The organism is Rufibacter sp. JT3400010, assembly GCF_054956755.1.
Genome location: NZ_JBUDXA010000005.1, coordinates 260,867 through 286,474 on the forward strand (window position 1 = coordinate 260,867; position 25,608 = coordinate 286,474).

At 48.5% G+C, this 25,608-nt stretch carries 23 protein-coding genes; 3 read left to right on the forward strand and 20 right to left on the reverse strand.

Annotation, left to right across the window (positions count from 1 at the left end; genetic code table 11):
• Positions 1 to 75: 75 nt before the first annotated feature.
• The 14 genes from ACY0JR_RS07510 to ACY0JR_RS07575 form a co-directional block, all read right to left on the reverse strand.
• Positions 76 to 1,845, reverse strand: a complete 1,770-nt coding sequence (locus tag ACY0JR_RS07510) for a glycoside hydrolase family 9 protein (RefSeq protein WP_462633327.1) — start codon at positions 1,843 to 1,845, stop codon at positions 76 to 78.
• A 201-nt stretch (positions 1,846 to 2,046) separates the two neighbouring features.
• Entirely contained in the window at positions 2,047 to 3,150 is a 1,104-nt protein-coding gene (gene lepB / locus ACY0JR_RS07515; protein WP_462633328.1) for a signal peptidase I, read from the reverse strand.
• 10 nt (positions 3,151 to 3,160) lie between these two features.
• Complete coding sequence (gene dapB, locus ACY0JR_RS07520) at positions 3,161 to 3,877, reverse strand: 4-hydroxy-tetrahydrodipicolinate reductase (RefSeq protein ID WP_462633329.1); 717 nt, start codon at positions 3,875 to 3,877, stop codon at positions 3,161 to 3,163.
• A gap of 4 nt (positions 3,878 to 3,881) precedes the next feature.
• Positions 3,882 to 4,535 carry a DUF5683 domain-containing protein gene (locus ACY0JR_RS07525; protein ID WP_462633330.1) on the reverse strand — a complete coding sequence of 218 codons (654 nt, stop codon included), beginning with the start codon at positions 4,533 to 4,535 and terminating at the stop codon, positions 3,882 to 3,884.
• A 1-nt stretch (position 4,536) separates the two neighbouring features.
• Entirely contained in the window at positions 4,537 to 5,460 is a 924-nt protein-coding gene (locus ACY0JR_RS07530; RefSeq protein ID WP_462633331.1) for a ParB/RepB/Spo0J family partition protein, read from the reverse strand.
• Positions 5,461 to 5,483: 23 nt separating this feature from the next.
• Positions 5,484 to 6,263, reverse strand: a complete 780-nt coding sequence (locus ACY0JR_RS07535) for a ParA family protein (RefSeq protein WP_462633332.1) — start codon at positions 6,261 to 6,263, stop codon at positions 5,484 to 5,486.
• Positions 6,264 to 6,271: 8 nt separating this feature from the next.
• Positions 6,272 to 6,952, reverse strand: coding sequence for a metal-dependent hydrolase (locus ACY0JR_RS07540; protein ID WP_462633333.1), 681 nt, complete (start codon positions 6,950 to 6,952; stop codon positions 6,272 to 6,274).
• A gap of 715 nt (positions 6,953 to 7,667) precedes the next feature.
• Entirely contained in the window at positions 7,668 to 9,491 is a 1,824-nt protein-coding gene (gene yidC / locus ACY0JR_RS07545) for a membrane protein insertase YidC (RefSeq protein WP_462633334.1), read from the reverse strand.
• A 15-nt stretch (positions 9,492 to 9,506) separates the two neighbouring features.
• Positions 9,507 to 11,129, reverse strand: coding sequence for a CTP synthase (locus tag ACY0JR_RS07550; protein ID WP_462633335.1), 1,623 nt, complete (start codon positions 11,127 to 11,129; stop codon positions 9,507 to 9,509).
• Between the two features lie 205 nt (positions 11,130 to 11,334).
• A complete protein-coding gene (locus ACY0JR_RS07555; RefSeq protein WP_462633336.1) occupies positions 11,335 to 12,030 on the reverse strand; it encodes a hypothetical protein in 696 nt (231 codons plus the stop codon).
• A 66-nt stretch (positions 12,031 to 12,096) separates the two neighbouring features.
• Complete coding sequence (locus tag ACY0JR_RS07560) at positions 12,097 to 13,578, reverse strand: glycogen-binding domain-containing protein (RefSeq protein WP_462633337.1); 1,482 nt, start codon at positions 13,576 to 13,578, stop codon at positions 12,097 to 12,099.
• Positions 13,569 to 14,603, reverse strand: coding sequence for an aspartyl protease family protein (locus ACY0JR_RS07565; protein ID WP_462633338.1), 1,035 nt, complete (start codon positions 14,601 to 14,603; stop codon positions 13,569 to 13,571). The genes ACY0JR_RS07560 and ACY0JR_RS07565 overlap by 10 nt, the downstream gene beginning before the upstream one ends.
• Positions 14,604 to 15,062: 459 nt before the next feature.
• Positions 15,063 to 15,647: a hypothetical protein gene (locus ACY0JR_RS07570; RefSeq protein ID WP_462633339.1), complete on the reverse strand. Its 585-nt coding sequence runs from the start codon at positions 15,645 to 15,647 to the stop codon at positions 15,063 to 15,065.
• Between the two features lie 24 nt (positions 15,648 to 15,671).
• Positions 15,672 to 16,394: a hypothetical protein gene (locus ACY0JR_RS07575; RefSeq protein ID WP_462633340.1), complete on the reverse strand. Its 723-nt coding sequence runs from the start codon at positions 16,392 to 16,394 to the stop codon at positions 15,672 to 15,674.
• Positions 16,395 to 16,594: 200 nt separating this feature from the next.
• Between ACY0JR_RS07575 and ACY0JR_RS07580 the strand changes: the two genes are divergently transcribed.
• Entirely contained in the window at positions 16,595 to 18,109 is a 1,515-nt protein-coding gene (locus ACY0JR_RS07580) for a hypothetical protein (RefSeq protein ID WP_462633341.1), read from the forward strand.
• Between the two features lie 92 nt (positions 18,110 to 18,201).
• Here the strand turns inward: ACY0JR_RS07580 and ltaE are convergent, their stop codons facing one another.
• Positions 18,202 to 19,230 (reverse strand): low-specificity L-threonine aldolase, encoded by a 1,029-nt coding sequence (ltaE, locus tag ACY0JR_RS07585; RefSeq protein ID WP_462633342.1) that lies wholly within the window; start codon positions 19,228 to 19,230, stop codon positions 18,202 to 18,204.
• A gap of 76 nt (positions 19,231 to 19,306) precedes the next feature.
• Between ltaE and ACY0JR_RS07590 the strand changes: the two genes are divergently transcribed.
• Positions 19,307 to 19,486 carry a hypothetical protein gene (locus ACY0JR_RS07590; protein ID WP_462633343.1) on the forward strand — a complete coding sequence of 60 codons (180 nt, stop codon included), beginning with the start codon at positions 19,307 to 19,309 and terminating at the stop codon, positions 19,484 to 19,486.
• Positions 19,487 to 19,586: 100 nt separating this feature from the next.
• Here ACY0JR_RS07590 and ACY0JR_RS07595 read toward each other — a convergent pair whose 3' ends face one another.
• Positions 19,587 to 20,084 (reverse strand): metallophosphoesterase family protein, encoded by a 498-nt coding sequence (locus tag ACY0JR_RS07595; protein ID WP_462633344.1) that lies wholly within the window; start codon positions 20,082 to 20,084, stop codon positions 19,587 to 19,589.
• Positions 20,085 to 20,300: 216 nt separating this feature from the next.
• Positions 20,301 to 20,939: an orotate phosphoribosyltransferase gene (gene pyrE / locus ACY0JR_RS07600; protein ID WP_462633345.1), complete on the reverse strand. Its 639-nt coding sequence runs from the start codon at positions 20,937 to 20,939 to the stop codon at positions 20,301 to 20,303.
• Between the two features lie 56 nt (positions 20,940 to 20,995).
• Here pyrE and ACY0JR_RS07605 point away from each other — a divergent pair, with 56 nt between their 5' ends.
• Entirely contained in the window at positions 20,996 to 21,736 is a 741-nt protein-coding gene (locus ACY0JR_RS07605; RefSeq protein ID WP_462633346.1) for an NUDIX hydrolase, read from the forward strand.
• Here ACY0JR_RS07605 and coaD read toward each other — a convergent pair.
• From coaD to ACY0JR_RS07620, 3 genes are all read right to left on the reverse strand, one after another.
• Positions 21,693 to 22,169, reverse strand: a complete 477-nt coding sequence (coaD, locus tag ACY0JR_RS07610) for a pantetheine-phosphate adenylyltransferase (protein WP_462633367.1) — start codon at positions 22,167 to 22,169, stop codon at positions 21,693 to 21,695. The two genes, ACY0JR_RS07605 and coaD, sit on opposite strands and share 44 nt — an antisense overlap.
• A 404-nt stretch (positions 22,170 to 22,573) precedes the next feature.
• A complete protein-coding gene (locus ACY0JR_RS07615) occupies positions 22,574 to 23,311 on the reverse strand; it encodes a response regulator transcription factor (RefSeq protein WP_462633347.1) in 738 nt (245 codons plus the stop codon).
• A 29-nt stretch (positions 23,312 to 23,340) separates the two neighbouring features.
• Positions 23,341 to 25,512, reverse strand: coding sequence for a sensor histidine kinase (locus tag ACY0JR_RS07620; RefSeq protein ID WP_462633348.1), 2,172 nt, complete (start codon positions 25,510 to 25,512; stop codon positions 23,341 to 23,343).
• Positions 25,513 to 25,608 lie beyond the last annotated feature (96 nt).

Genomic DNA, 25,608 nt, shown 5'->3' on the forward strand with positions numbered 1-25,608 from the left:
AAAACCTGGTTTCAGGCTGATTTTCTAAAAACCAGCCTGAAACCAGGTTCATGGTAAGCTTCAGATAATGGTGTTTTACTTCTTCTTGATTTTTGCTCTTCCTTCCATTTGCAACTTGGAAAGTAGGTAACTGAGGCTGGCGGTGCCGTCCATGGTAGGTTCATTGGTAGAATAATCCCCGTGGTCATCATGGTACACCACCAAAGAAGACTGGAAAGGAGCAAACTCGTCTGCACCTAGCAGGCGTAGACCTTTCAGGTTGGAGAAGATGCTGTTGTACACGGGGCCGTCTACCAAGCCACCAGCTAACTGATACCCGTTCAGGTGAGCCAAAGAGGAGTGCGGGTCATCTGGAAATTCTCCCTTTTCGGGCAAGCCAATGATCATGCTGGTGCCCCACGGGTTCATCCCGAACAGCCAATCTCGCAGGGCGGCTTCCATTTGGGCAAAGCGGGTGTCGCCGGTCAATTGACGGTATAACATGGCCTGAGTGGCAAGCCCGGTGACTAGGTTGTTGGAGCACCAGATAAAAGGCACCCCCATCAGAAAAGCATTTTCCTTGCCGCGCTCCTGTACTGCTTCTAAGCCCGTTTTCAAGTTTTGAATGAATTCTTGGCGGATTTGCGCATTGTTAGAGGCTCCTAAATAGTAATGTCCCACGTTAATGAACGGATACCATTGGTAATGGCGGGCCGTGTCTTTGCCCAGCCAGGGAGTGATGGGTTCTTTTCTGCCAAATTCTGCGGCTTTGTGTAAGTACTCTTCTTTGCCGGTGAGTTGGTGTAATTGCACGGCTGCCAGTTCCATGTCATCTACCCAGTTGTCTTCTTCATAGAAGTAGGGGGCATTGCCTGGTGCCGTCTGGCTTACTCCCGGACGGGCTAGGCCAAAAGCGTACGCTTCCTGTGCCTTGCTTTCCAATTGTTTCGCGTACGCTGGGAAGTACTGGGCCAGCACCTGTGCCCCCAATCCAAAAGCGGAGGCAAACTTGCCCGCCGTAGAGGCTACCCCGGTAGAAAGGTTCTTGAACTTGAAAGAGCCCTGCGGTTTATCACTCACCACGTAAACAGGTCTTCCCAGACCAGGGCCTTTGCCGTAGTTTACTTTATCATGGTTAGGTAAACGGTAACCTGCGTGGTCCCGGTCATCGGCAATCTGGTTGAACATGAGGTCAGCCTGTGGGTTCATTTTCAGGAGCCAGTCCAAGCCCCATTTTGCTTCGTCCAGAATGTCTGGAACATGGTTACTGCCGGATAAACCATTGGCCTGAAACTCGTCTTTGAAGGCGGTAGGGTTCTGCTGGTAGGCAAAAAGCAACTGGAACGTGGCATTAGCCGAAGTGGTCACGTATTGCAGGTAATCTGAGGCATCATGCCAGCCGCCGGTAGCATCTATGAACGTGGAATCCACCTTCGGGTCTGGGTGAAAAACAACAAAACCATCTTTGGTATGGCAGGAATCCTTCAGGAAAGGGTTGAAGCCACAACGTTGCTGGCGCATATACCGCAACACAAAATCAGCGGTGTGATCATACACAGCGGGTCCAACTATGAAAGTAGGGGATGTAGTCTCATTGACTTTTAGATAGTAGGTGCCTGGTTTGGTGAAGCTGGTGAAATCTAAACGGTAAGTAGATGAGAATGCGGTGTACGCACCATAGGCTTTTACTTTTTTGCTTTTGAATACTTGCTTACCAGTTTTTGCCTCATACAGGCTGAAGGTGGTTACCTTGTTGTCTGTTTTAGAACCCAGCACTGCAACTTTGGAACTGGTAGGTAAATAACCTAACTGGTTGACTCTGATCCAAGAGGTTGGCGCAGTAACTTGGCCTATAACTGAGTTCATGGACAGAATAACAGAAAGAAGAAGAAACAGGTAGCGCATAAGAAAAGGCGAGGTGAGAAGAGGCCAATATAGTTGTAATTTTGCCTTCCAAAAAGTCTCTAAAAGAGAAATGCCAGCTAAAACATTAGCTGGCATTTCTCTTTTAGTACTGAATCGGTTTATAGCTTATTTGCTGGAATCAAGCTATAAACCACATCACGTTTATTCTATTCCTTTGAAGATTCTGCTCCACCGTATTTTGTTGAACAGGGTCTCATTAGGGTCAGCGGACATCCAGATGAGGACGGCTTTTCCTACAATGTGGTCTTCAGGTACAAAACCCCAGTAGCGCGAATCTTCAGAATTGTGGCGGTTATCGCCCATCATCCAGTAGTAGTCCTGCTTGAAGGTGTATTGCTTTATTTCCTGGCCTTTGATCAGAATTTTATCATCAGAGATACTTACCTCTTCGGGAGCATATCCTTCGTACTTTCTGATCGCCATTTCATAGAAAGGAATGGTTTGCGGGTTAATGTCCACCGTCATGCCTTCCTTGGGGATGATGAAAGGACCAAAGTTGTCTTTGTTGTACGGGTACATAGACGGTTTGAAAGGGAAAACTTCGGCTCTAACCGAACCGATGCTGTCTTTGTACAAGACCACCTCCTTGATAAAGTCAAAGCCTTTCAGTTTCGCCGCCGTTTCTGGCGTGGTGTTGATGACGTAACCAACTCCACCAAAAGCTTCCTGCACATCTGTGATGTTGTGCTCCTTGAAAAACTTCTGATTGATAGGCGTGGTAGTCAGCAAACCGTAAGCGTACTGCACTTTTTCCGGTTCCGGTACCAACTTGTCATTGATGTACACCTGCATGTCCCGCATCTGAATTTTATCGCCCGCAATGCCAATGCAGCGTTTGATGTAATTCATCTTCAAGTCGGTAGGATGGTTGATGTCGGCGGGCCAGTTAAACACCACCACATCATTGTTCTTCACAGAGGTGAAGCCCGGTAACCGGTGCGACTGCAGCTGAATTGCTTTGGAATAGGAAGGGATGTTGGTGCCCCAAATGGTCTGGTGGGTTAACGGAACCTGCAGCGGCGTAATAGGCGTGCGGGGACCGTAATGCAGTTTACTTACGAAAAGGTAATCTCCTACCAGCAAAGACTTCTCCATGGAAGGAGTAGGAATGGTATAGGCCTCAAACGTAGCCCACCTTATGAGGGTGGCGGCCACTACGGCAAAAAGGATGGCGTCTCCCCATTCCCTGAAAAAGCCTTTCTTCTGTCTAGGCTTGGTTTCCTTCTTCCAAAAACGGATACTCATGCAGTCAAATTTAGAGTTGTAGCAGATCGGTCATGCCGTAAATACCTTGCCGACCGGGTAACCACTCAGCGGCCAAAAGAGCGCCTGAGGCGAACCCTTCACGGCTGTGCGCGATGTGGTGTAACTCAAAGGTATCGTTTTCTGAGGTGTATTGCACAATATGTGTTCCCACAACTTCACCTTCGCGCTCAGAAACCACGCCTAACAGGTCTTGTTGCGGAGAAACGTCATTCACCCAGCCTTGTTTCTGCGGAAAATGTTTCAGAATGCCGTCGGCAATGGAGAGGGCGGTACCGCTGGGCTTGTCCAGTTTATGAACGTGATGGATTTCCTTTACCTGCACCTCATACTCGGCGTATTGCTGCATCTTTTGCGCCACATATTCATTGAAGTGGAAGAAAAGGTTAACGCCTACGCTAAAGTTAGAGGCATAGAAAAGCGTGCCTTGCTGCTCCTGGCATTTTTCTTTCACTAATGGCAGTTGCTCTAACCAACCAGTGGTACCTACCACCACCGGAATCTTTTTCTCAAAGCAGGTGAGAATGTTCCCCACAGCGGCTGCTGGGCTGGTGAATTCAATGGCTACATCTACCTGGTCAGAAGTAAAGTCAGCAAGTTTGTCAGCGTCATGGATGGTAAGGGTTCCCACTATTTCATGGCCTTTGGCTACGGCCAAACGCTCAATAGTCTGGCCCATTTTGCCGTACCCAATGAGTAATATGCGCATAATGTTATTTAAGATTCAGTTGGAAGCTGAAACCCGCCGCGTACGAAGGGGTACCTGCCAAAGGCTGTAGATGGGGCTTCACTTGGAAAGAAAGGTCATCGCTTATGTCAAAGGCTCTTAGGTGGGCATGTACGTGCGCTTCCATAATATTAAGCCCCCAAGCCAAAACTCCTAAAATGATATCTAAATCACGATACTTACGGAAGAAGTCCTGAGACCTTTGAAGATTTATGGCTCCCTGGTTGTTAGGTTGGTCTGCCCGGTAAACACCAGTAGTTTTAGCGTATTCATCAATGGTGGTAGAATCGCCGTCTGTCCGAAGCCGTAAAGCTCTGGCAAAGCCCTGGTATTTCTTGTTGTTGTCATAGATGAAAAACCCTATGACAGCTCCAGTGGCATAAATCAGTGGAATCTTCCAGTAGCTTTTGTTATAAGCTTGCCCTAAACCGGGCAGTACCGCCGAATAGAAAGCGGCTTTGGCAGGACGGCTCCAAGTATTGAAAGGCTTCCATTTAGAAGTATCCGGGGCTTGCACCGCCGCCACCGGAGTGGCTACCTGCGCAGAATCCGGACCGGTTGTAATCACCTGCGCCTTGCCGGTGAAGCAATTTCCCAAAAGAATACCCACAAAGAAGCACAGAGCCGCTAACTGCCGCATGTTACGCGTAGTTTAAGATTTCCAGAATACGATTCAGTTCATCTACTGACACAAACGGGATCTTAATTTCCCCTTTGCCTTCAGGAGAGGCTTTTACGTGAATGCGCGTGCCAAAGTAAGAAGACAACCTTGATTCCACTCGTTTCACTTCGTTCTCTAACGGATGAAGGTCTAGTTTGGTCTGTGGGTCTGGTTTTTTGTTCTGCAAGCTGATGCTGCGCACCAGTTCCTCCACTTTCCTAACGGACAGTTCTTCGTTTACAATCTTGCGGTACACCTCCAACTGCTTGTCTACGTCATCAATGTTAATGATGGCGCGGGCATGGCCCATGGAAATGAGGTTATCTCTGATGCCAATCTGAATGTCTGGCGGTAATTTCAAGAGACGCAGGTAATTGGTAACGGTAGTCCGTTTTTTGCCCACGCGCTCGCCTAGCTCCTCCTGTTTCAGGCTACATTCAGAAAGCAACCGTTGGTAACTCAAGGCAATCTCAATAGCATTGAGGTTTTCGCGCTGAATGTTCTCAATCAAGGCCATTTCCAGCATTTGCTGGTCATCGGCTTTGCGGATATACGCCGGAATGGTGTCCAGCCCCGCTAGTTTAGCGGCCTGGTAACGGCGCTCGCCTGAGATCAATTGATAGGCATCGGCGCTTAACTGCCTAACGGTGATAGGCTGGATGATGCCCTGTATGCGGATAGACTCAGCCAATTCTTCCAGCGCCACTTGGTCAAAGTGGGTACGGGGCTGGAAAGGGTTGGTCTCAATCTGGGTTAAGCTAATATCTGCGATGGTGTTGACAGCACTAAGGGTGGATGATGTAGTTTCTGCTTCTGGGGTTTTACGATCATAACTGCCCGTAATAAGGGCGTTGAGGCCTCTTCCAAGGCCTCCTGCTTTTTTCTTGGCTGAATTATCAGACATGTACGTTATTTAGACTAAAGGTACTACTGGGCAACTGCCACCCCGTTCTTCTCTACAATTTCGCGGGCCAGGTTCAGGTAGCTGATGGCTCCTTTGCTTTCTGCGTCATGGAGAATGGCCGGTACTCCAAAAGATGGAGATTCACTCAACTTCACGTTTCTTGGGATAATGGTGTCAAACACCATTTGCTGGAAGTGCATTTTCACTTCCTCTACCACTTGGTTAGACAAACGCAGGCGCACGTCATACATGGTCAGCAGCAAGCCCTCAATCTCCAGATCTGGGTTCAGCCGGCTCTGGATGATTTTGATGGTGTTCAGGAGTTTCCCCAAACCTTCCAACGCGAAGTACTCGCACTGCACCGGAATAATCACCGAGTCAGCGGCGGTAAGGGAGTTCACGGTGATCAAACCCAGGGAAGGAGAGCAGTCAATGATAATGAAATCATACTTTTCCTTCAGGGGCACCAGCACCTGCTTCATCTTCTCCTCGCGGTTAGGCAGGTTGATCATCTCTACTTCGGCTCCCACCAAGTCAATGTGGGAAGGGATCAGATCCAGGAAGTCGATAGAAGAAGACATGATGATGTCTTCGGTTCTAACGCTGTCCACCATGCACTCATAGATGCTGTTCTCAATGTCTTTCGGGTCAAACCCGATGCCGGAGGTGGCATTGGCCTGCGGGTCAGCATCAACCAGCAGGGTCTTGAATTCTAAGGCGGCTAAGCTGGCTGCCAGGTTAATGGCCGAAGTGGTTTTCCCTACTCCGCCTTTCTGGTTGGCAACGGCAATTATTTTTCCCATTCTACAGGTTACAGTTCTAATGTTTGACCAATCTCCATCAAAATCAACTCCTTCTGCTGGCGCCGGGCAAGTTCCAACGCTTCCACATGATCAATCTCTATGTACGGGAAGGTGTCATAATGCATCCCGATGATTCTTTTCACATTTATGTAGTTGGCGGCTACCAAGGCATCTTCCACATCCATGGTGAAATTGTCGCCGATGGGCAGCAGGGCGAAATCCAGGTGATAACGTTCCCCAATCAATTTCATGTCCAGGTGCAGGGCGGTGTCTCCAGCGAAGTAGAAGGTCTTCTCCGCGCTTTCCACCACAAAGCCTGCGGCGGTTCCGGCGTAGGTTCCGTCTGGCAACGAGCTGGAATGGATGGCATTCACCATCTTCACCGTCCCGAAGGGTAGATGCACCTTTCCGCCGGTGTTCATAGGGTGAACGTTCTCAATACCCTTTTTCTGATACCAGCCCACAATTTCAAACGTGGCTACCAACGTGGCACCGGTTTTCTTGAGCAGGTACTCGGCATCTGCCACGTGGTCTGTGTGCCCGTGGGAGAGCAGGATGTAATCGCATTCTATGGAATCAAGATCAATCTCAGACGCCAAGGGGTTGGGGGAAATGAAGGGATCAAAAAGTACCTTGGTACCGCCCATGTCAAAGAGAAAGCAAGACTGTCCGTAATAAGTGATTTTCATCTGAATGAAGCCAGGGTAAACGTTACACTACGAGAATAAGCATTCGCTTTCACAAAGATAAGGTAATTTGAAGATACATAGAACCCCGACTTATTAACACTTTACGGTTATTTATCCCCAATTTCTAGGGAAAACCAGGTTTCTTGACAGGTTTAAGAAAAACAGGGTAGAAGCCTGATATTTATCTTTTTAGCTACAAAAGCAAAGTGCCCCGGTGAGACTGTTGCTTTAAGTACCTGCACCTCCGTTTTAGGGTCGATTTCCGACTTTTGGGCGTAAAACAGCAAAGCCAGAGAGAATGGAAAGGCTGTCTTTGTCATAGTCTGCCTTGGTTGAAAATACCTCCAGAAGTGACCAGAAAAGGCTTATCTGGAACCACACTTTTGGTATGATTTGGAAGGCAGCAACCTTGCCTAATTGCGGTTTTAAGCCTGTTTTCCTGGAATTAAGCAGTAAACGGGTAAGTGTCTTTTCCTGCTTTGGAATCTGTGAAGAAGGGCCTTGAAATTCGACTGCCCACAACGGCTTGGCTTACGCGTTGCAGTAAAGAATGAAGCTAGAGGTGTGGTTATGAAAGATGTTAGCTACTTGTAGTGGAATAGCAGGTAATGATATGTAACGTTCTGATAATGTTTTAGTAATAACTAGATAATATGGTAGATGTAAAACAAAAAAGCCCGGATGAACCGGGCTTTTTTTCACTAGTGAATAGGTCTTATTTGGAGCCTTTCTTACGCTTGGATTCCTGTTCAGCGGCCGCTTTCATGGCTTCCTGTAAACGTTTCTGGAAGCCTCCTTTTGGTTCTTTACCTTTGTTCTTCTCCTGATACTCCTCCAGGTTTTTCCGGATTTTAGCATCGTCTACGAAGCGTCTGATCAAGGCCTGTTGCCCGAAGGTGACAATGTTAGACACGAAGTAATAGAAGCTCAAACCAGCCGGGAAACTGTTCAGCACGAACATGAAAATGACTGGCATAAGGTACGAGTAAAACTTCATTGGTCCCTGCACGGTGCTCACCTGGTTGTTAGACCACGTGTACAAGATGGTAGAGGCCGTCATAAGCAGGGTGAACATACTCACGTGGTTTCCATAGAACGGGATGGTGAACGGCAGCATAGCGAACACATCATACGTGCTCAGGTCGTGGGCCCATAGGAACGGCTCCTGGCGTAGTTCAATGGAGTTAGGGAAGAAGTTGAACATCGCGAACAGAATAGGCATCTGCAGCAGCATAGGAATACAGCCACTCATAGGATTTACGCCCATCTTAGAATAGAGCGACATGGTCTCGGCCTGCGTCTTCTGCATGTCGCCGTCATTCTTCTCTTTGATCGCATCAATCTCCGGCTTCAGGACTTTCATCTTGGCCATGGAGATGTAAGACTTGTAGGTGAGCGGGCTCAAAATCAATTTGATGTAGAGCACCAGCAGAATGATGATGATGCCGTAAGACGGCACAAAATCTTCCAGAAAGTCAAACGCCGGGATGATGAGGTATTTGTTTACGTAAGAGAAAATTCCCCAGCCTAGCTCCAGGTTCCGGTCGAAATCCTCGGTCACGTTCTTCAGTACATCATAATCATTGGGGCCGAAGAAGTATGTGAACTGTGCTTTTCCGCTTAGGGCATCCTGCACAGGAATGGTCAGCTTGGAAGTCAGCTTTTTCACATTGGTAGTATCGGCCTCGTTCATAGACGTGGTAACCTCGGCGGTGCCGAAGCTGTTTTGGGCGATAATGGCGGCGGTGAAGAAGTTCTGCTTGTTAGCTACCCATTTAACGGGCTCTTCCAGCTTCTCGGTCTCTGTGCCCGTCGCACTCGCCGACAATTTGTCAAAGCTTCCGTCTGCAGTGTAGTAATTGATGGTGGAGTGACTGCGGTTCTGTTTGATGTCTTTCTCCAGGCGCTTCAACTCGTCTGTCCAGGACAGGAGAATAGGCTGCTGCGCCACCAAATTCTCCATACCTCTGAAGTTCAGGTGATACTCAACTTGGTACGCATCTTCCTGCAAGGTGTACACCTGCTCAATAGATTGGCCGGGTGCTACCTGCGCGGTGAAGGTGATGGATTTAGCCGGTTTATTGTTGACCGTTACATTGGCTACCGCCGATGGCTGGAAAAACAAGTCAGACAACCGAATGGTCCGGCCATCTTTGGTCTGGAAGCTGAATTCCTGCTGGCTAGACTCGGTGTCAAATAAGATCAGCGGTTTTTTGTCCCAGGTTTTATAGTTCTTCAGTTCTACTTCCTCTACTTTACCACCTTGGCTCCCCAAGGCCACCCGTAGCACCTGGTTTTCCAGCGTAATGATTTGGTTCTGGCCCGTGGCCAAAGCACCAAACTCTCCCAACTGGGCAGTACGCCGGGCGTTAGCCAGAGAATCCTGGGCTGGGTCTGGTTTGGTTGCTGCTGCCTGGGTGGTAGTTGATTTAGTAGTTTTGCTGACCGGCTTTTGTTCCGGACCTTTCATAAAGAAAATACTGTAAACCAGTATAAGGATGGCAATTAGGCCCATGCCTATTGCGGAATTTTTATCCATAAGTGTTAAGAAGGGTTATTTGTTTCTGTTTTTAGACTGGGTAATGGCTGCTTTGATGAAGCGCACAAACAACGGGTGCGGAGTTAAAACCGTGCTCTTCAGTTCTGGGTGGTATTGGGCGGCCACAAACCAAGGGTGGTTTTGCAACTCAATAACTTCCACCAGGCCGGTGTCTGGGTTAATGCCCGAAGCATGCATGCCGGCTTCTTCAAAAGCTGCCAGGTACTGGTTGTTAAATTCGTATCTATGGCGGTGACGTTCGGTTATTTGCCCTTTGCCGTATGCTTGGAAGGCTTTGGAGCCTTTTTTGAGGTCACAGGTATAGGAACCAAGGCGCATGGTGCCGCCTTTCTGGGTGATGCTCTTCTGCTCCTCCATCATGTCAATGACCGGGTGCGGCGTGGTAGGGTTCATCTCGGTAGAGGCGGCATCTTGCAGTCCCAGCACGTTGCGAGCAAACTCCACAGCCGCACACTGCATGCCCAAGCAAATCCCAAAGAACGGTATTTTGGCTTCGCGCACGTACCGGATGGCTTCCAATTTGCCTTCAAACCCACGCTCCCCAAAACCAGGGGCTACCAACACCCCGTCCATGCCTTCTAAATGCATGTGTACGTTCTCGCCGGTGATGAACTCAGACTGGATTGTTTTCAAATGTACTTTGCACTCATTGGCCGCTCCCGCGTGAATGAAAGATTCAATAATGGACTTGTAGGCGTCTGGCAGTTCTACGTATTTTCCTACCAAGGCAATGCTTACTTCTTCGGTAGGGTTTTTCAATCGGCCTAAAAATTCTTTCCAGGAGTCAAGGTTGGTTTCCTGACGGCTGGTGAGTTTCAGTTTCTTGATCACGCGTTCATCCAGCTTCTCTTTTTTCATGAGCAGTGGCACGTCATAGATGGTTTCGGCGTCCAGAGATTCAATCACCGCGTTTGGGGCCACGTTGCAGAACAACGCAATCTTGCGGCGCATCTCAGTAGGAATGGGGTGCTCTGACCGGCAAACCAGAATATCGGGCTGTACCCCAGACTCAGACAAGGCTTTCACCGAATGTTGCGTGGGTTTGGTTTTCAGCTCGCCGGCGGCTTTCAGGTAGGGAAGAAGCGTTAGATGGATGACTACGGTATCTTTTGGATCCAGATCCCAACGCAACTGACGCACTGCCTCAATGAAGGGAAGCGACTCAATATCGCCCACGCAACCGCCAATTTCAGTGATCACCACGTCAAACTCACCGGTTTCACCCAGAGACAGCATACGGCGCTTAATCTCATCTGTGATGTGCGGTACCACCTGTACAGTCTTGCCCAGGTAAGCACCCTGGCGCTCCTGCGTAATCACGTTGTGGTAAATACGGCCGGTGGTAACGTTGTTGGCCTGGGAAGTGGGGGCATTCAGGAAACGCTCGTAGTGGCCTAAGTCCAGGTCCGTCTCTGCGCCGTCCTCGGTCACATAACATTCCCCGTGCTCATACGGATTAAGCGTACCCGGATCAATATTAATATAAGGATCGAATTTCTGGATGGTAACCGAGAAGCCTCTGGCTTGCAGAAGTTTAGCCAATGAAGCAGAGATGATGCCTTTTCCGAGGGAGGAAGTCACGCCCCCTGTAACAAAAATATATTTAGCAGAAGCCATAAGTTGAGTTTGTCTTATGGACTGCAAAGTTACTCTAATTTATTAGAACAGGGCTTAAAATGTTTAGGATACCCAGGAAAGCCTGTCACTAGCGGAGATGCCAGACGTTTTAAGCGCGTTTTCCTTAAAGAAGACCCAAAATGCTTTGAGTAAGTTATAGCATTTTGATTAGTTTTTATAAAAGAAATATGGTCTTGAAAGCTGACTAGCTGTTTTTAAGAAAATCCTGCAGTTGCCGCCCTATTTCCTGAAGCGTGAGGAGCACCGCTTCCTGCTGAATACGCCTTCTGGCTTCCTGCTGGTCCAGTTCGTTTTCCCTTTTCTGGCTAAGGGTATCTTTTGTGACGATGGTAGTGAAGGGCACAATGCCGGTTCTTACATCCAGCAGGAGCACCTGGGTGGTGGCGAAAGCTTTGATGTCTGTCTTGGAGAAGAGCTTATACTGGGCGTACACATCATGGTTGGTAGAAAAGACCAGCACCAGGTCGGCCTGCATCCTGACGGCGGCTTCCCTCAAACCCGTAAAGGAGGCGGGTTGCGGCAGCAGCAACTCTGGGACAATGGAAACCTTGGTCACCTTGCCCGAACTCTTTAGTTGCTGCTCCAACAGATCTGTATAGGCCTGCTGATTTTTCTGATACGCCTCATCATTCCACTGGTATCTTTTCACCGAGGCATTTTCCAGGTTCACCAAGGCCACCCGTAGCGTGGTCGGCAGCTTGTACGTGCCGAGCAAAATCCGCTGGATGTTCTCCTCAGATATGGTAGAAGCTTTGTCTGTGAAAAGGGATTGCGTCAAGGGTTCCTGAGCTCTCTGTTCTAAGGACGTGTTTACCGGTTGGGCAACGGTGCAGGCACCTAGCAGCACACAGGAAAGTACAGCAGCAAAGTTTTGTTTCATGGATATTTTGCGTAAAAAGACCTTAAAACAAGGGAAACCTGTCTAAAAAACCTGGTAGAAAGAAAGCTATTGTTCTATCCAGATAATGGAGTTGCCGGTATCGTGTTCATTCTGTTCCCAGAGCTTATTCCCTGGGTCAATGATCCATTCGCCATCCACAATAAATTTGTAGCGGTTTTTACCTACCGGAAGATGCACGCTGAACACCCAGTCGTTGCCTTCCTTTTGCATCCGTAACGCATTGGGGTCCCAGTTGTTGAAGTCGCCGGCCACGTAAACAGCTTTGGCTTTGCCGTAATTTTTTAAGCGGAAGGTGTGGTTAGGGGAGATGATGAGATACGAGTTTCCGGTACCTTCTGAGTTACCCACCTTCAAAGGATTAGCCGGGTCAAGGACCCATTTGTCGTCTACCTTGAATTTGTATTCATAATTACCCGGCCCAATGCTGTAGGGCAGTTCCCAACCGGTAGGAGTCTTCTTCATCACCAACTCAAAATCCCGCCAGGAATTAAAGTTACCGGCCAGAAAAACTTTTTTTGCATGGGTATAGCCCTCTAATCTGAAGAGGTGCGGTTTCCCGAATCTTAGCAGGGAGTTCATCCCGCCGTGCCCATCGGGCACTTTCTCTGAGTTGGAAGGGTCATGGACCCAATTACCGTCCACAATGAACTTGTAGATATGGGTACCTTCGGCTAAAAACAGCGGCAATTCCCAGCCTGTGGCCGTTTTGGTCATGAGGAGTTCCTGTTCGCGCCAGTTGTTGAACGAACCGGCCAGGTACACCCGTCGGGCGTTTGGATGGCCCGGGAGCCGGAAAACCGTATTGGCTTTATAGTAGACCGAATTTACGTTTCCTTCACCGTCGTTTTCCCTGCGTTGGTTATCCTGGTCAATGGTCCAGTTGCCGTCCACCACAAATTTGTACCAGTGCTTTCCGGCAGGTAGGGACACCCGGGCAATCCAGCCGCTATCGGTCTTTGTCATGGCCAGAGCATTGGGCGACCAGGCGTTGAAACTTCCGGCTAGATATACTTCTCTAGCTTTAAGTCCATTCCTGAGGTAGAAAGTGACCAGGGAATCTTGTTCCGGAAACGGCTTTTTGTTTTTGAACCGATTATAGCCAAATACCACGCCTTTGTTGATGACGTGAAAGAGGGAGGAAGAATTGGGGGTTTTCTCGGTGAAAAGGATACGTTCAACCGGGTCTGTGATATGGTCAAAAACCATGAGGGGCTTACTGAAAATCACAACCTGGTTGTTGTTTTGCTCCAATTGCCAGCCTTGCTGCTGGAGGGAATCTGCGGAGTTTTTCTGGAAGAATTGTTTAAGGCCTACATCAGTGAGGTTAAACTGAACCAGAAAAGAGTCAAGCGCAGCCGTTGAAATCCGCTTGCTTAACTCAATGAACATCTTGCCGTCTTTCACGGTGTACTTTTTCACCGGAGCCTGGGCCGTAGCCAAGCCGTGCAGGGCCACTACCAACAAGATAGTGCCCCAGCCGGTACAAAGCAACCGCTTCCAGAATGACCGATGATTGTTTACTTCCATAGATAGAGTTCGCGCCTCACAAAGTTAAAGCCAATTTTAGAACTGTTCACGGCCAGAAAGTCGAAACCCAGTACGCCATTGATACACCCGTTATACGAAAAGCAGGTGTTTTCCAGGCTGGTGATAAGAACCGGAAGCAGGGAGATATCCTGATTCCCGAACCTCATGTTGCGCAGGTTTCCGCGTAGCGCCTCAATTTTCCGGTTTCCCGTACCCATCAGCATTACCCTTCCGGTCACGTCTACGTTCTCAAAGATTTTATTGGGCAGCCGGCTGTCCAGAATATTCGTCTCGGCCCCGCAGTCTATGATGAAGTCTATCTTCTTGCCCGCAATCTGGGTGTGGGCAATGATGCGGTTGTCTTTCAGGTCAATGGGGACTACGTTGTACGCGGCTGTGTCCTGCAAGTGGGAACTCCGGTAGCTTTCGCTTTCTTTTTTGCCAATCTGGTGCAGGTAAATGAGGCTCCGTTCATAGTCAATGATCATCTCACACTGCCGGAACAGCTCCATACCCAGCAAGCCCAGTATTTTAACCCCTTTGGTGTTCTCTAAGTGCCCCAAGGGAATTAAATCTGCTTTAACTCTAGCGTACTTGAGCGTGCCGAAGGTGAAATTCTTCACCACAGTTTTGACAACGGCAGCTGAGGACCCTGTAACACTGGTCCTTTCTGCCTTAGAATCCTGGATTTTGGGATAATCCCGAAAATAGGTGATGTTCAACACCAGATTCTGCGCCCCAGTGTCCAGAATGAAGTTTCCCGCGGTAGCATCGGCGGTGGCCTGGATCATGATCAGATTTCCCGCCCGGGTGAAAGGGATTACGCAGGAGGTAGAATCACTGCCTGCCAAAAAGTGGAGCAAGGGAATGGAGGAAAGATTCTGGCGGAGTTCCGGCAAGCGGAAGGAACGGTGCTTTCCCGTTGGTTTAGACAAAGTTGGTTTCGCTTCCGCCAGGCCACATAGTACCACCAGCAGGAATAATCCTGCCCATTTGGCTAATATGAAACGAAAGGAGAAAGGCATATCAGAATGCTGTTGCTCAATGTTGTGTCAGAACCTTAAACTTTGCCTTCGCGAAGGGAGGGATGCTAGAGCAAGTTACCATAAATATAGGAACTACTTTATATAGGTTCTCAGAATTTGGCTAAGCTTTAAAAGGTTTCTTGCTAACCATGTTTCAAATTGATGAGAGTCGGCAACTTGAAAGGCAATAATGTTTTTTTGCTTTCTATATTGGGCAAAACAGTAAATCTATGATTTAAGCCTACTTTATGAAAAATAGGCTTAAATCACTAAAACACCTACAAGTAAGAGCGGTTGAGAAGGAAATATCCCTATGGCATTACTCGTCTTAGGTTATTTTCTGAAATGTTCAGTTTTGTATAAGAAAGAGAACGGGTTCTTTAAAATGGGTAAGGCTGTTATAATGCCAAATGCTACTTGTCAATTGTATCAATAGCTGACAAAGCTCTAGACTTGATTTTACTGTTGTGCTGCAACAGAAGTCATGATTGCGATAACCGTTGCTAGGGCAATTCCTCCTCCAATGGCTGCTTTGCCAACCTTTCGTTTATGCGCCTGCTTTCGATAGCCGTCATAGTAAAACCGGTTAGATAAAAGAGTCGCATCAGGGATTTCCTTCGGGTTAACTTTGGGAGGAATAGCGGCTATTAAGACGGTACCCGGAATACCAAGTAATAGGGTAGCGCCCACAGAGCCTAGTATTGCATTTGTGCCTTTGTAATAGATCCTGGCATCCCGTTGGCCTTGTTGGAACATTTGAGCGGGTGTGTAGGAGACCGTATCAATTGCTTGTTGACTTTGGGCAGACTGCATCAGTTCCTTAGCCCCATTCGCATATTTTACCATGAAAACCTCACTTCGGGGTAAGGTCAAAATGCTGTCTGAATAAACCTCTGGTTGAGAAAAGCGGATGTTAGTGGGGGTAATCTCTACCACTTTCGCTTTGATTTCCTCCCCCGTTGTTTTAAAGATGATGTCCTGGGCTTGTACCTGCTGGCAAAGGAAAAATAGCCCCAGGCTTATAATGGTTATGAAATTTTTCATCTCTTTGGTTCTGTAAACAAGCTCTTAATATTTACGTGAGTTAAAGCCGAACAATAAGCTAAACCTGGCACCGCCATTGCTGGGCACAAAGGCTAAATTCACCGGGAAATTGATTCCCTCAGACTGGAAGTTGGTTCCTAAAGCAAAGGCAAATCCGGCTCCGGCAGGAGATAAGTTTGGGCCCAACCCGAACTCAAATCCCTTGGGTCCTCTTAGACCTACCAATAGATTGAGACTTGGTAAAAATTTGCCCTGCTCTAGGCCACCTATCAAAGGTACAAATTCAGCCAATCCCGTTAGCCCCTTGGAGGTAGTGAATATTTTCGTTTCAAACTGCCAACCAAATTGAGTGAGAAAGGGATTAACTTCAAAGTCTTCGCGCGCCTTATCTGCTAAAGAACCAGAGATAAGGGTCACCCCAAACCTGGGCCCACTCAGTTTGATATTAGGTTGGTACGGCATCTCGTGGCTGGGAGAGATACCAGGTGCAGAAGTAGCGGTAGGCGGAGTTGGAATGTTAAACGTTTCTTTGCTGCCGTTGGCATATTTAATCATAAACACCTCTCTTTTCAGGATGGAGATGATGGGGCCTTCCAAGTAATCTGAACGTTTGTATTTGACCAAATCAGGGGTGATTTCCAGAACCTTGGCAGCTATTTCTTCGCCATTCCGCTTAATAATAAGATCCTGCGCATGGGCCGCCCACCAGGAAAAAAGGACAAACAATAAGAGTACTGCTTTTTTCATAGCTATTCAGTTAAAGGTGATTCTTTAGGTGCTATGAAGATAAGTTTGGAAGAAAGATAAAGAATATCGAATTTATAGAATTATTACTTTTCAAATTGTGCCATATTTATTACAAGTAACTTATTTATAATAATTTGTGAAATTATTTTATTACTTTAAAATAGATAGTAAATAATGGATAGACTCGCTAAAAGTTAGGAATGGATGATCTGAAGATAACCATCTCTACGCTGTCGCCTGATGATGTCAAAGAGTTTGCTTCGTTCATTCAGCGGCATAAGAAAAGGAAAGACCGGAAGGACTTTGAACTGTTTAAGTTGTTGCTGCAAAAACAGAAACTAAGCCCGCAGCAGATAAAGGAAAGGTTGTACGCCGGGGAGCCTAACTCTACGGCCTACTATGCCCTGAGAAAACGGCTCATGCAGCATTTAACAGATTTTATTATGTTAAAGCGCATGCAGGAAGACCCAACGGCAGCCTCCAGCATTATGGGAGCGCTCTCTATGGCGCGTTACCTCTTTGATGCCCAAGTCGACCGGCTGGCCTGGAACCTGTTAAGAAAGGCCGAACAGTTGGCTGCCTCAAATGAGCAGTTTGATCTTCTGAACTCAGTCTACAATCTTCAGATAGAAAAAGCCGACTGCGAGTTTGCCGATGATCTGGAGGAAATCATCAAAAAAAGAAATTCAAACAAAGAGGCCGCCGATGAAGATGAGCGCGCCAATATTGCCAGCAGTATCATCTTTAAACGGCTGGAGTTGACACGAAGGCAGGGCAGAGACCTTCAGTTTGCCGCCACCATCCAGACCGTTCTGCAAACTTACGGGCTTACCCAGGCGGTGAGTCAACGACCCTCGCTGTTCTATAAACTAATGTCCATTGCCAGAACGGCCGTTCTGGCCCGTAGGGATTATTTTACCTTTGAACCCTTCATTATAGAACGCTATGAAGCCATGTGCGCTCAGTTGGGTATGTCTCAGGCGCACCAGTTCTATAAAATAAGGCTTTTGTATATGATTGCACACGTGCTCTACCGTAACCGGAAGTTCACCCAATCCAATACTTATCTGGCGGAGTTGCTGACGGTATTACAAGCCCAGGGGAGGAGCTACTTTACCGCCTTCTATCCCAAGTACCTGTTTCTGAAAACCGCCAATGAGGCTTTCCAGAAGAACTTGCCTCATTCCATTCAATTGCTGAAAGAGCTAGTGCACTCCAAAACCATCACCTTGCCCCACCGTGACATGCTGACCGCCCGGTTAGGGTTAAGCTTCCTGTACTTTGCCCAGGAAGATTTCCATAAAGCCAATGACCTACTCCTTTACCTCAACCACTCAGATAAATGGTGCGAACGCATTATGGGAAAGGAATGGGTACTCAAAAAGAATCTGGGCGAATTGATAATTCAGTACGAGTTCGGGAATTTTGATATTGCCTTAGACCGGGTAAAAGCCATTCAGCGCACCTATCAGGATCTGTTAACTCAGCCAGATTACAGCAATGCAAATTCTTTCCTCCAGTTAATCAATTACCTGGTCATGCAGCCGGACATGGCCACCCGGAAGATATTTTTACAACAAGTAGAAAGCATGTTAACCTTTGCACCTGCCGAGCAGGAAGATATTCAGGCCATGAGTTTTTACGCCTGGCTTAAATCTAAAATGCAGAATAGAAAGTATTATGACGTGCTGCTGGAACTTGCCCATTCTACTTAAGCAGCAAACTCTATAGTTTGAAGCGCCCTTGTTTAGGTGCTGTTTTACTGAAAACAGCCCCTAAACAAGGGCGCTTCAACAACCAGCCTGTTCTAAGCCTTGAACTCTTCTATAGCTGAGATGATGGCGGAAATCATCTCATCACTCAGATCAAGATGGGTCACAAACCTGATTTTCTGTGGCCCGAAGGAAGAAGCTTGAATTCCCTTTGTCGTTAAATGGTCCAAAAAGCCGTTCATGTTCACCTCGGGAGCCAGAGTGAAAATAACAATGTTGGTGTCTACCGGCATCACCTCTGTTACATAGGGTGCCTCACTAAGAGCATTCCCAATCTGCTTTGCCCGATCATGGTCTATCTGCAAACGCTGGATGTTATTCTGGAGTGCATACAGCCCTGCCGCCGCTAAGAATCCCGCCTGGCGCCAGCCACCGCCTAAGACCTTGCGTACTCGTTTGGCTTGTTCAATAAGAGGTTTAGGTCCCAGCAGCAGAGAGCCCACCGGAGCGCCTAGGCCTTTGGAGAGGCACACCGAAATAGTGTCAAAGTAGCGGCTGTATTCGCGGGCATCATCGCCGGAGGCGACCAGGGCATTGAAAACCCGCGCACCATCTAAGTGCAGGGCAATCTTGTTTCTTCGGCAAACCTCAGAAATGGCCGCAATTTCAGAAAGGGTGTAATAAGCGCCACCACCCTTGTTGCAGGTGTTTTCCAAAGAAACCAGGCTGGTCACCGGAAAGTGGATGTTATCTGGGTTGATGCAGGCTTCTACCTGCTCCGGAGAAATCTTGCCGCGTACGCCGTCTATCAACTGCACCGAAGCCGCTGAGTTAAAAGCAATGCCGCCCACTTCATAGACATAGATGTGGCTGGTTCGGTCGCAAACTACCTCAGAAAGCGGTTGGGTGTGCATCTTGATCGCGATCTGGTTGGTCATGGTGCCGGAAGGGCAGAAGAGGCCGGCTTCCATCCCGAACAGACTGGCGCCGTAGGCCTGTAACTCATTCACGGTGGGGTCTTCGCTGTAGACATCGTCGCCTACCTGGGCCTGAAACATGGCTTCCAGCATAGCCGGAGAAGGTTTAGTAACGGTGTCACTGCGCAGATCTATAAAAGAATTCATGTGTTTTTTTAGGCTGAATTATTGAGAATGTAAAAGTAATAACTTACTTTTGCGATTCAATTTTAAATATTGACCGATGGCAGTTACTAGATTAAAAAGAAAAGACCGTAAGAATAAAGCAAGACAGAACAACAAAGTGCGTGTGATCAAGCAATTGTTGTCTACTCCGGTAATCAAGAATGTAGATGTGGAAGAGCTGAAAGCCCGCTTTACTTCTGCTCCAGCCGCTACCGCGGAAGTTGCAACCGCTGAGTAATTCTGCGTTTTTTCGTTCGCCTACTGCCTTTCGGCAAACTGTACGCGATTACTCTTACTACAAGATAGTTGAAAGTGTAACCTCACCGGTTACACTTTTTTTATGCTCTTTTCCCTAGTTCAATGGCTTGCAGCTTCTGCACTTTGCCCTCCAGTACTTCAAAGCGCATCATGGTCCGCATCTGGTGAAAACCATGCTTTCCGGCTGCGCCAGGGTTCAGGTGTAGCAAATTGCCGTGCTTGGGATCATGCATCACTTTCAGGATATGGGAGTGGCCGCAGATGAAAAGGCCCGGAGGATTTTCCTTGAGGAGCGCACGTACCTCAGGCGCATACTTGCCGGGGTACCCCCCAATGTGGCTCATGAGCACCTCCAGCCCCTCGCAGGTGAACCGAAGGTTTTTGGGATGCAAAGCCCGCACGTCTCCGGCATCAATGTTCCCATACACACCCCTCACCGGTGCTACCTGGCTTAACCGCTCAGACACCGCTGCCGTCCCAAAATCTCCCGCATGCCAGATCTCCTCACAGCCGTCCAGCAATGCCAGAATGCGATCATCCAGGTAACTGTGCGTATCTGAGAGCAAGCCGATCTTCATAAGCTAATGTGCTAATTCTTTAAAGTGCTGATGTGCTAATAAGCAATTTGGATGAGCGGTTGAATTGGTAGTGTAGGATACGATTTAACCTTTACTTCTGTTTTCGGCTAGTTCTTGGAAAAGAGCCTGAAAACAGAAGTGTTAATCTTCACATTTCCCAATCGTCACATTTTCTAATCAGAAAATAGCACATCAGCACATTGAAAAATTAGCACATTACTTTCCCCACGTCTCCGGCGATTGGCGCCATTGCTCCAACGTGCTGATGGCTTCTGAGGAGATGTAGCCTTGGGAAGCGGCGGTTTCCAGGAGGGCGTTGTAGTGGCTGAGGCAGATAGTTGGGATGCCTGCGGCAGAAAAGTTCTCGTCTGCCTGGCTGAAGCCGTAGGTGAAAATAGCGGCCATGCCAATGACTTCACCGCCAGCGGCTTGTACGGCTTTGGCGGCTTTCAAAGAGGAGCCTCCGGTAGAAATAAGGTCTTCCACCAGCACCACCCGCTGGTTTTTTTCTAATTTTCCTTCAATTTGGTTGCCCATTCCATGGCTTTTTGGTTCGGGACGTACGTACAAATACGGCAAGTTGAGTAAATCTGCCACCAAAGCGCCCTGCGCAATGCCGGCAGTAGCCACACCAGCAATGGCTTGCACGTCTGGAAAACGGTCCTGAATGGCTTGGGCCAAAGCATTTTTAATGAAAGAACGAATATGCGGATAAGAGAGCGTGACGCGGTTATCGCAGTAAATAGGGGAGTTCCAACCGGAGCTCCATTGGAAAGGTTGCTCAGGACGGAGACGCACCGCTTGGGTCTCCAGGAGGTAGGCCGCAATCTGGGCGGCGGTTTCTGTGTGTGGCATGGGCGAAATTACACAAATAGTCGTAATGTTTTCCTTGTCTGGGCGGCTTGTGCCCTATGAAAATTCTTTCTTATTTTGTAGCTACTTACGCGCCTTACATAAGCGATACCCGCATGAATGTCTTTATCAATGATATCCCACTGATCATTAAAAAAAGCAGTGAAAAGATCTTTAAGCACAAGTATGACTTGGTGCTGGATAGAGACGATCAGTTTACGTCTAAAGATCTGGTGGGCGATGTGCTCATCCGCGACGTGGACTCTGCCTTGATTGACCGCCTGGTGCGGCTCATGGAAGTGAAGAAACTCAAGAAACTGGAGTCGCTCACCCTGGTCACTGACAAAAAGCAGAAGCTCATTGATCACCTCAAAGATCAGTTCAAGATCATCAAGGCGGCCGGTGGCTTGGTGGTCAAAGACGGCAAAATATTGATGATCTACCGCATGGGCATGTGGGACTTACCCAAAGGCAAGATCAAAAAGTCTGAGGAAACCACCCTGGGCGCGCTACGCGAAGTGGAGGAGGAATGCAATATCAAGGTAGCCATTACGGGCGAACTGCCCAGCACCTGGCACTCTTACGCGTACAAAGGCAACAAGATCCTGAAGAAAACCAACTGGTACACCATGCAGTGCCTGGATGATACCTACATGAAACCACAAGCCGAAGAATTTATTGAGGAAGTGCGTTTCATGACCCCAGACGAAGTGCTGGAAGTACTGCCGGAATCTTACACGTCTATCCAGTTCGTGATCAGGGATTATTTGCAGGCAATGAAGAAAGGTGGAAAGGAATAAAATCCTGCACATTTCCGCCAAAGCGGTGAATCTCTCTTATAATAGATGAATTGATGGCCGCCAAGGCCGGGGAGGTGATGAGAAACACCGTTTCCAGTTCTGGGTTTACGTGCCGGTTTGCCTGCGCAATGGTGTTTTCGTACTCAAAATCGGTGGTGTTGCGTAAGCCGCGCAACAGAAATCTAGCCCCTACTTCCTTCGCAAAATCGGCCGTAAGGCCTTTGTATGCCTGAACCTGTACTTTGGGATTGTCCTTGAACACTCCTTCTATAATCTGCACCATGTCCTGCACCGGGAAGTAGCGGTTCTTGCTGCTGTTGTTCCCCAGGGCAATAATAATGCTGTCAAACAACTCACAGCCGCGCTGCACCACATCAAAGTGTCCGTTGGTGAAAGGATCAAAGGAGCCGGGGAAAATAGCAATGCGTTTCATGCGGGAATCAGTTTTCATAAAAGTCTGTGGCGGTTTAGGGCCGTGAAGATGCTTAAAATATTTCTGTTCCTGTACTGCCCCACCAGCTAAATGTTTTCTGCACGTATTGTTCTGTGTCATTCAATGGGCAATCCCTTGCGGTTGCCCTTGGTGCAAATTTAAAATCATTCACTCGCTCGCCTCTGGCGAGTGTGAGATACCCGCGGCCTCTGGCCGATACACTTTATATTAAAATGTGTATTTAGCGGCGGGACGCCGGAAGTAGCCCACACTCGCCAGAGGCGAGCGAGTGATATTACAATCTCTTATGACCTCCCTACCAGCATAAAGCAAAAAGCGTGTTTAATGCCTGTTTTTGTAATAACAGACACAAAACACGCTTTTTTACCAGCAGGATCACACCTTTACATAGCCGGAGAAACAAGTTGTGCTTCATTTACCGGGGCTACCAGGCGGAAGCCGTTGCCGTGTACGTTGATGATCTCCACCGTTGGATCGCCTTTGAGGTATTTACGAAGTTTGGTCACGAACACATCCATGCTGCGGGCAGTGAAATAGTTATCATCTTTCCAGATTCTGCTGAGGGCTATTTCCCGCGGAAGCACTTCGTTTATATACTGGCACAAGAGCAGGAGCAACTCGGCTTCTTTGGGGGAGAGTTTTTGGGTTTCGCCTTCACGGGTGATCAGGCGGTTCTTGAAATGGAAGTGGTAAGAACCCAACTGGAATTCTACGGCGTTTGATTTCTCCGGAACTGCTGGTGCGGCTTTGCGCTGCAGAATGGCTTTCAGTTTGCAGAGCAGGATTTCAGAATCAAAGGGTTTGGTGATGTAGTCATCGGCCCCAATCCTGAACCCTTCCAGCATGTCTGCTTTCATGGCTTTGGCGGTGAGAAAGATGACGGGCATGCTGGGATCGGCTTTTTTGATGTCAATGGCTAGGGAGAAACCATCTTTCACGGGCATCATCACGTCCAGAATGCAGGCATGGAACGCTTCCCGTTGGAACATGTGCAAGCCCTGCAGACCATCGGTGCACAGGGTCACGGCATAGTCGTGCAGCTCCAGATAGTCTTTCAGGACCATCCCAAAGTTGGGGTCATCTTCTACCAGAAGCAGGCGGGTGTCAGGAGTTGCCATCATGCGTGTAGTGCGTTAAGAATGAAAATTGATTAACTAACCTGTTTTTGAAAAGGAAGCCATAACGTGAATTTACTTCCTTTGCCTAGTTCACTGCGAAGGTGAATGCTGCCGCCGTGAGCTTCTGCCATGGTTTTGACGTAGCTCAGGCCCAGCCCGAAGCCTTTAACATTATGCAGGTTGCCGGTGGGCACCCGGTAGAATTTCTCAAACACCTTTTTCTGCGCTTCCCGGGACATGCCTCGGCCCTGGTCCTCTACCGAGATATGGATGCCTTTGGCGATGGTAGTGGTGTGTATCACAATCTTGGGCGCGTTGGGAGAATACTTGTTGGCGTTGTCCAGCAGGTTGCCGATCATGTTGGACAAGTGCCCGGGATCTGCCCAGACATAGGGTGTTTGGGCCTCCAGTTTCAGGTCCAGATCTCCCTGACGCTGTTCAATGTGGAGTTGGAATGGTTCGGCGGCTTTCCTGATCAATTGGTGCACGTCCACGTCTTCACAGGCCAGTTGCAGCGTTTGGCGTTCCATCTGGGCGGTTTGCAATACCTTTTCCACCTGCTGGTGCATGCGTCGGTTTTCGTCCTTGATAATACGGGCGTAATAGTCTACCCGCGCTTCGTCTTTCCGTACTTTGGGGTTTACCAATGCATCCAGCGCCAGCGAGATAGTAGCAATGGGCGTTTTGAACTCGTGCGTCATGTTGTTGATGAAGTCATTCTTGATCTCAGATATTTTCTTCTGCCGCAGAATGGTGTAGAGCGTGAACGAGAAAGTAAGAATGATGATGAGCGTGAACAGCACCGAAATAACGGACGGAATCAATAAACTTTGCCAGACATAGAGGTTACGGTCTGGGAAGTTCAGCAACAGAAAACCCGGTGCCGTAATCACGTCATTGGGGAAAAGGCGCACCGCATATTCGTTTTCCCGCAGGTGCGTGGGCAGCCCAAAGGGACCGGAAGAGGCCAGCACTAGAGTGGGTTCGCCGGCTTTAGCGGCTGTTTGCAGGTTACAGTTGTAAGGAATGGAGATGTTGCGGTTGGCAAGTTCAGCGGTGAGGAGCTCCTCTAACTTAAGTTCCTGTAACCGTTGCGCCAGCGGCTTCTCCTTGCGCACGTACTCCACGGCCATCTGCTGCATTACCAAGTTCAGGTGCTGGGCTTTGGCTTCGGCTTTCTGGAGAGGGTTCTTTTCCTGCACCTGCTTCTTTGTGGGACTGCTATAAACAGACTTCTTTTTGGAAAGCGTGGCGGAAGGAGCGAGGGTGGTAGTAAAGCTTTTGTCTGCAGAAAGGACTTTGGCTGCTTTTGCGGCTCCTCTTTCAGAGGGGAAATACCGCGTCATGGTGTTGCCCAGCGAGTCAACCGCCAACGTGATGGCTTCCCGCCAGGATTTACTGGGCATGGAATCTACCAGTATGTCAACAGCCTTTCCGTTCACCCGCACTTCGCGTATGTTTTTGGCTTTGATCTGGCGCAGGAGGTCGTTTTGTTTTGCTCGGGCCACAGAGTCAGAACTCATCCTGAAAACCACTCCCTGGTCGGCTTTAGCTCTCAGGAAAGCATGAGACTGGTTTTTGAACACAGAATCAGACGAAGGTTTTTGCGCGGCAAGCACTTTCCAAACGATCACAGAATCAGTGATACCGCCACCAAAAACTTCCGTGTGGGCCTGTGGTTGGGCGGCGGTTCGGGCGCCTCTCAGGTGGATTCCGGCCTTTATTTCAGTGCCAGAGGAAAGGGCAATCACTTTGCTTTCAGTGATCACCAACTTACTACCAGACAGTGTTACCTGGTGCGAGGGCGAAACGGGTACAGGCGCGGGGGAAAACGTGATTGCCTGCGGTCTGCGTGGTTGGGGAGCCGCCGCAGTGGGTGCTAACGCTTTGGGAGTGCGTTTTACTTGTCTTTTTACAGAGGTAGGGGTAATCTGGTCTGGGGCGGAAGTGGTGCTGAGCGAAATAGGCGTCTCTGGCGAAAGGGCGGCGGCCCTAATCTGGGGCGCTTCCTCTTTGAGGTAATGCATGGCCTCCTTTGTCTCTAACCGCTTCACTACCTGTTGCAGGGCATCGTTCACGTTGCGGTCAAACACTTCTTCCTCCATCTGTACCGCATGATGAATCCAGTAGACCTGAAAGCCTATCAGTCCCACCAATGAAATAGTCATGAGGGCAATGACCAAAAACAGTGTTTTCTTTCTCATCTCTACAAAGATAAAGGCTTAACGGAGGTCATCCTTCACTTTAACTTTTCATTAACAGACTTTAACCTGGCCTTAACCTCTTTCTCAGAATTTACC

Excerpts from the sequence above, each read along its gene's own strand:
- ACY0JR_RS07510 (WP_462633327.1), bottom strand. The coding sequence starts at position 1,845 with ATGAACTCAGTTATAGGCCAAGTTACTGCGCCAACCTCTTGGATCAGA.
- lepB (WP_462633328.1), bottom strand. The coding sequence starts at position 3,150 with ATGAGTATCCGTTTTTGGAAGAAGGAAACCAAGCCTAGACAGAAGAAA.
- dapB (WP_462633329.1), bottom strand. The coding sequence starts at position 3,877 with ATGCGCATATTACTCATTGGGTACGGCAAAATGGGCCAGACTATTGAG.
- ACY0JR_RS07525 (WP_462633330.1), bottom strand. The coding sequence starts at position 4,535 with ATGCGGCAGTTAGCGGCTCTGTGCTTCTTTGTGGGTATTCTTTTGGGA.
- ACY0JR_RS07530 (WP_462633331.1), bottom strand. The coding sequence starts at position 5,460 with ATGTCTGATAATTCAGCCAAGAAAAAAGCAGGAGGCCTTGGAAGAGGC.
- ACY0JR_RS07535 (WP_462633332.1), bottom strand. The coding sequence starts at position 6,263 with ATGGGAAAAATAATTGCCGTTGCCAACCAGAAAGGCGGAGTAGGGAAA.
- ACY0JR_RS07540 (WP_462633333.1), bottom strand. The coding sequence starts at position 6,952 with ATGAAAATCACTTATTACGGACAGTCTTGCTTTCTCTTTGACATGGGC.
- yidC (WP_462633334.1), bottom strand. The coding sequence starts at position 9,491 with ATGGATAAAAATTCCGCAATAGGCATGGGCCTAATTGCCATCCTTATA.
- ACY0JR_RS07550 (WP_462633335.1), bottom strand. The coding sequence starts at position 11,129 with ATGGCTTCTGCTAAATATATTTTTGTTACAGGGGGCGTGACTTCCTCC.
- ACY0JR_RS07555 (WP_462633336.1), bottom strand. The coding sequence starts at position 12,030 with ATGAAACAAAACTTTGCTGCTGTACTTTCCTGTGTGCTGCTAGGTGCC.
- ACY0JR_RS07560 (WP_462633337.1), bottom strand. The coding sequence starts at position 13,578 with ATGGAAGTAAACAATCATCGGTCATTCTGGAAGCGGTTGCTTTGTACC.
- ACY0JR_RS07565 (WP_462633338.1), bottom strand. The coding sequence starts at position 14,603 with ATGCCTTTCTCCTTTCGTTTCATATTAGCCAAATGGGCAGGATTATTC.
- ACY0JR_RS07570 (WP_462633339.1), bottom strand. The coding sequence starts at position 15,647 with ATGAAAAATTTCATAACCATTATAAGCCTGGGGCTATTTTTCCTTTGC.
- ACY0JR_RS07575 (WP_462633340.1), bottom strand. The coding sequence starts at position 16,394 with ATGAAAAAAGCAGTACTCTTATTGTTTGTCCTTTTTTCCTGGTGGGCG.
- ACY0JR_RS07580 (WP_462633341.1), top strand. The coding sequence starts at position 16,595 with ATGGATGATCTGAAGATAACCATCTCTACGCTGTCGCCTGATGATGTC.
- ltaE (WP_462633342.1), bottom strand. The coding sequence starts at position 19,230 with ATGAATTCTTTTATAGATCTGCGCAGTGACACCGTTACTAAACCTTCT.
- ACY0JR_RS07590 (WP_462633343.1), top strand. The coding sequence starts at position 19,307 with ATGGCAGTTACTAGATTAAAAAGAAAAGACCGTAAGAATAAAGCAAGA.
- ACY0JR_RS07595 (WP_462633344.1), bottom strand. The coding sequence starts at position 20,084 with ATGAAGATCGGCTTGCTCTCAGATACGCACAGTTACCTGGATGATCGC.
- pyrE (WP_462633345.1), bottom strand. The coding sequence starts at position 20,939 with ATGCCACACACAGAAACCGCCGCCCAGATTGCGGCCTACCTCCTGGAG.
- ACY0JR_RS07605 (WP_462633346.1), top strand. The coding sequence starts at position 20,996 with ATGAAAATTCTTTCTTATTTTGTAGCTACTTACGCGCCTTACATAAGC.
- coaD (WP_462633367.1), bottom strand. The coding sequence starts at position 22,169 with ATGAAACGCATTGCTATTTTCCCCGGCTCCTTTGATCCTTTCACCAAC.
- ACY0JR_RS07615 (WP_462633347.1), bottom strand. The coding sequence starts at position 23,311 with ATGATGGCAACTCCTGACACCCGCCTGCTTCTGGTAGAAGATGACCCC.
- ACY0JR_RS07620 (WP_462633348.1), bottom strand. The coding sequence starts at position 25,512 with ATGAGAAAGAAAACACTGTTTTTGGTCATTGCCCTCATGACTATTTCA.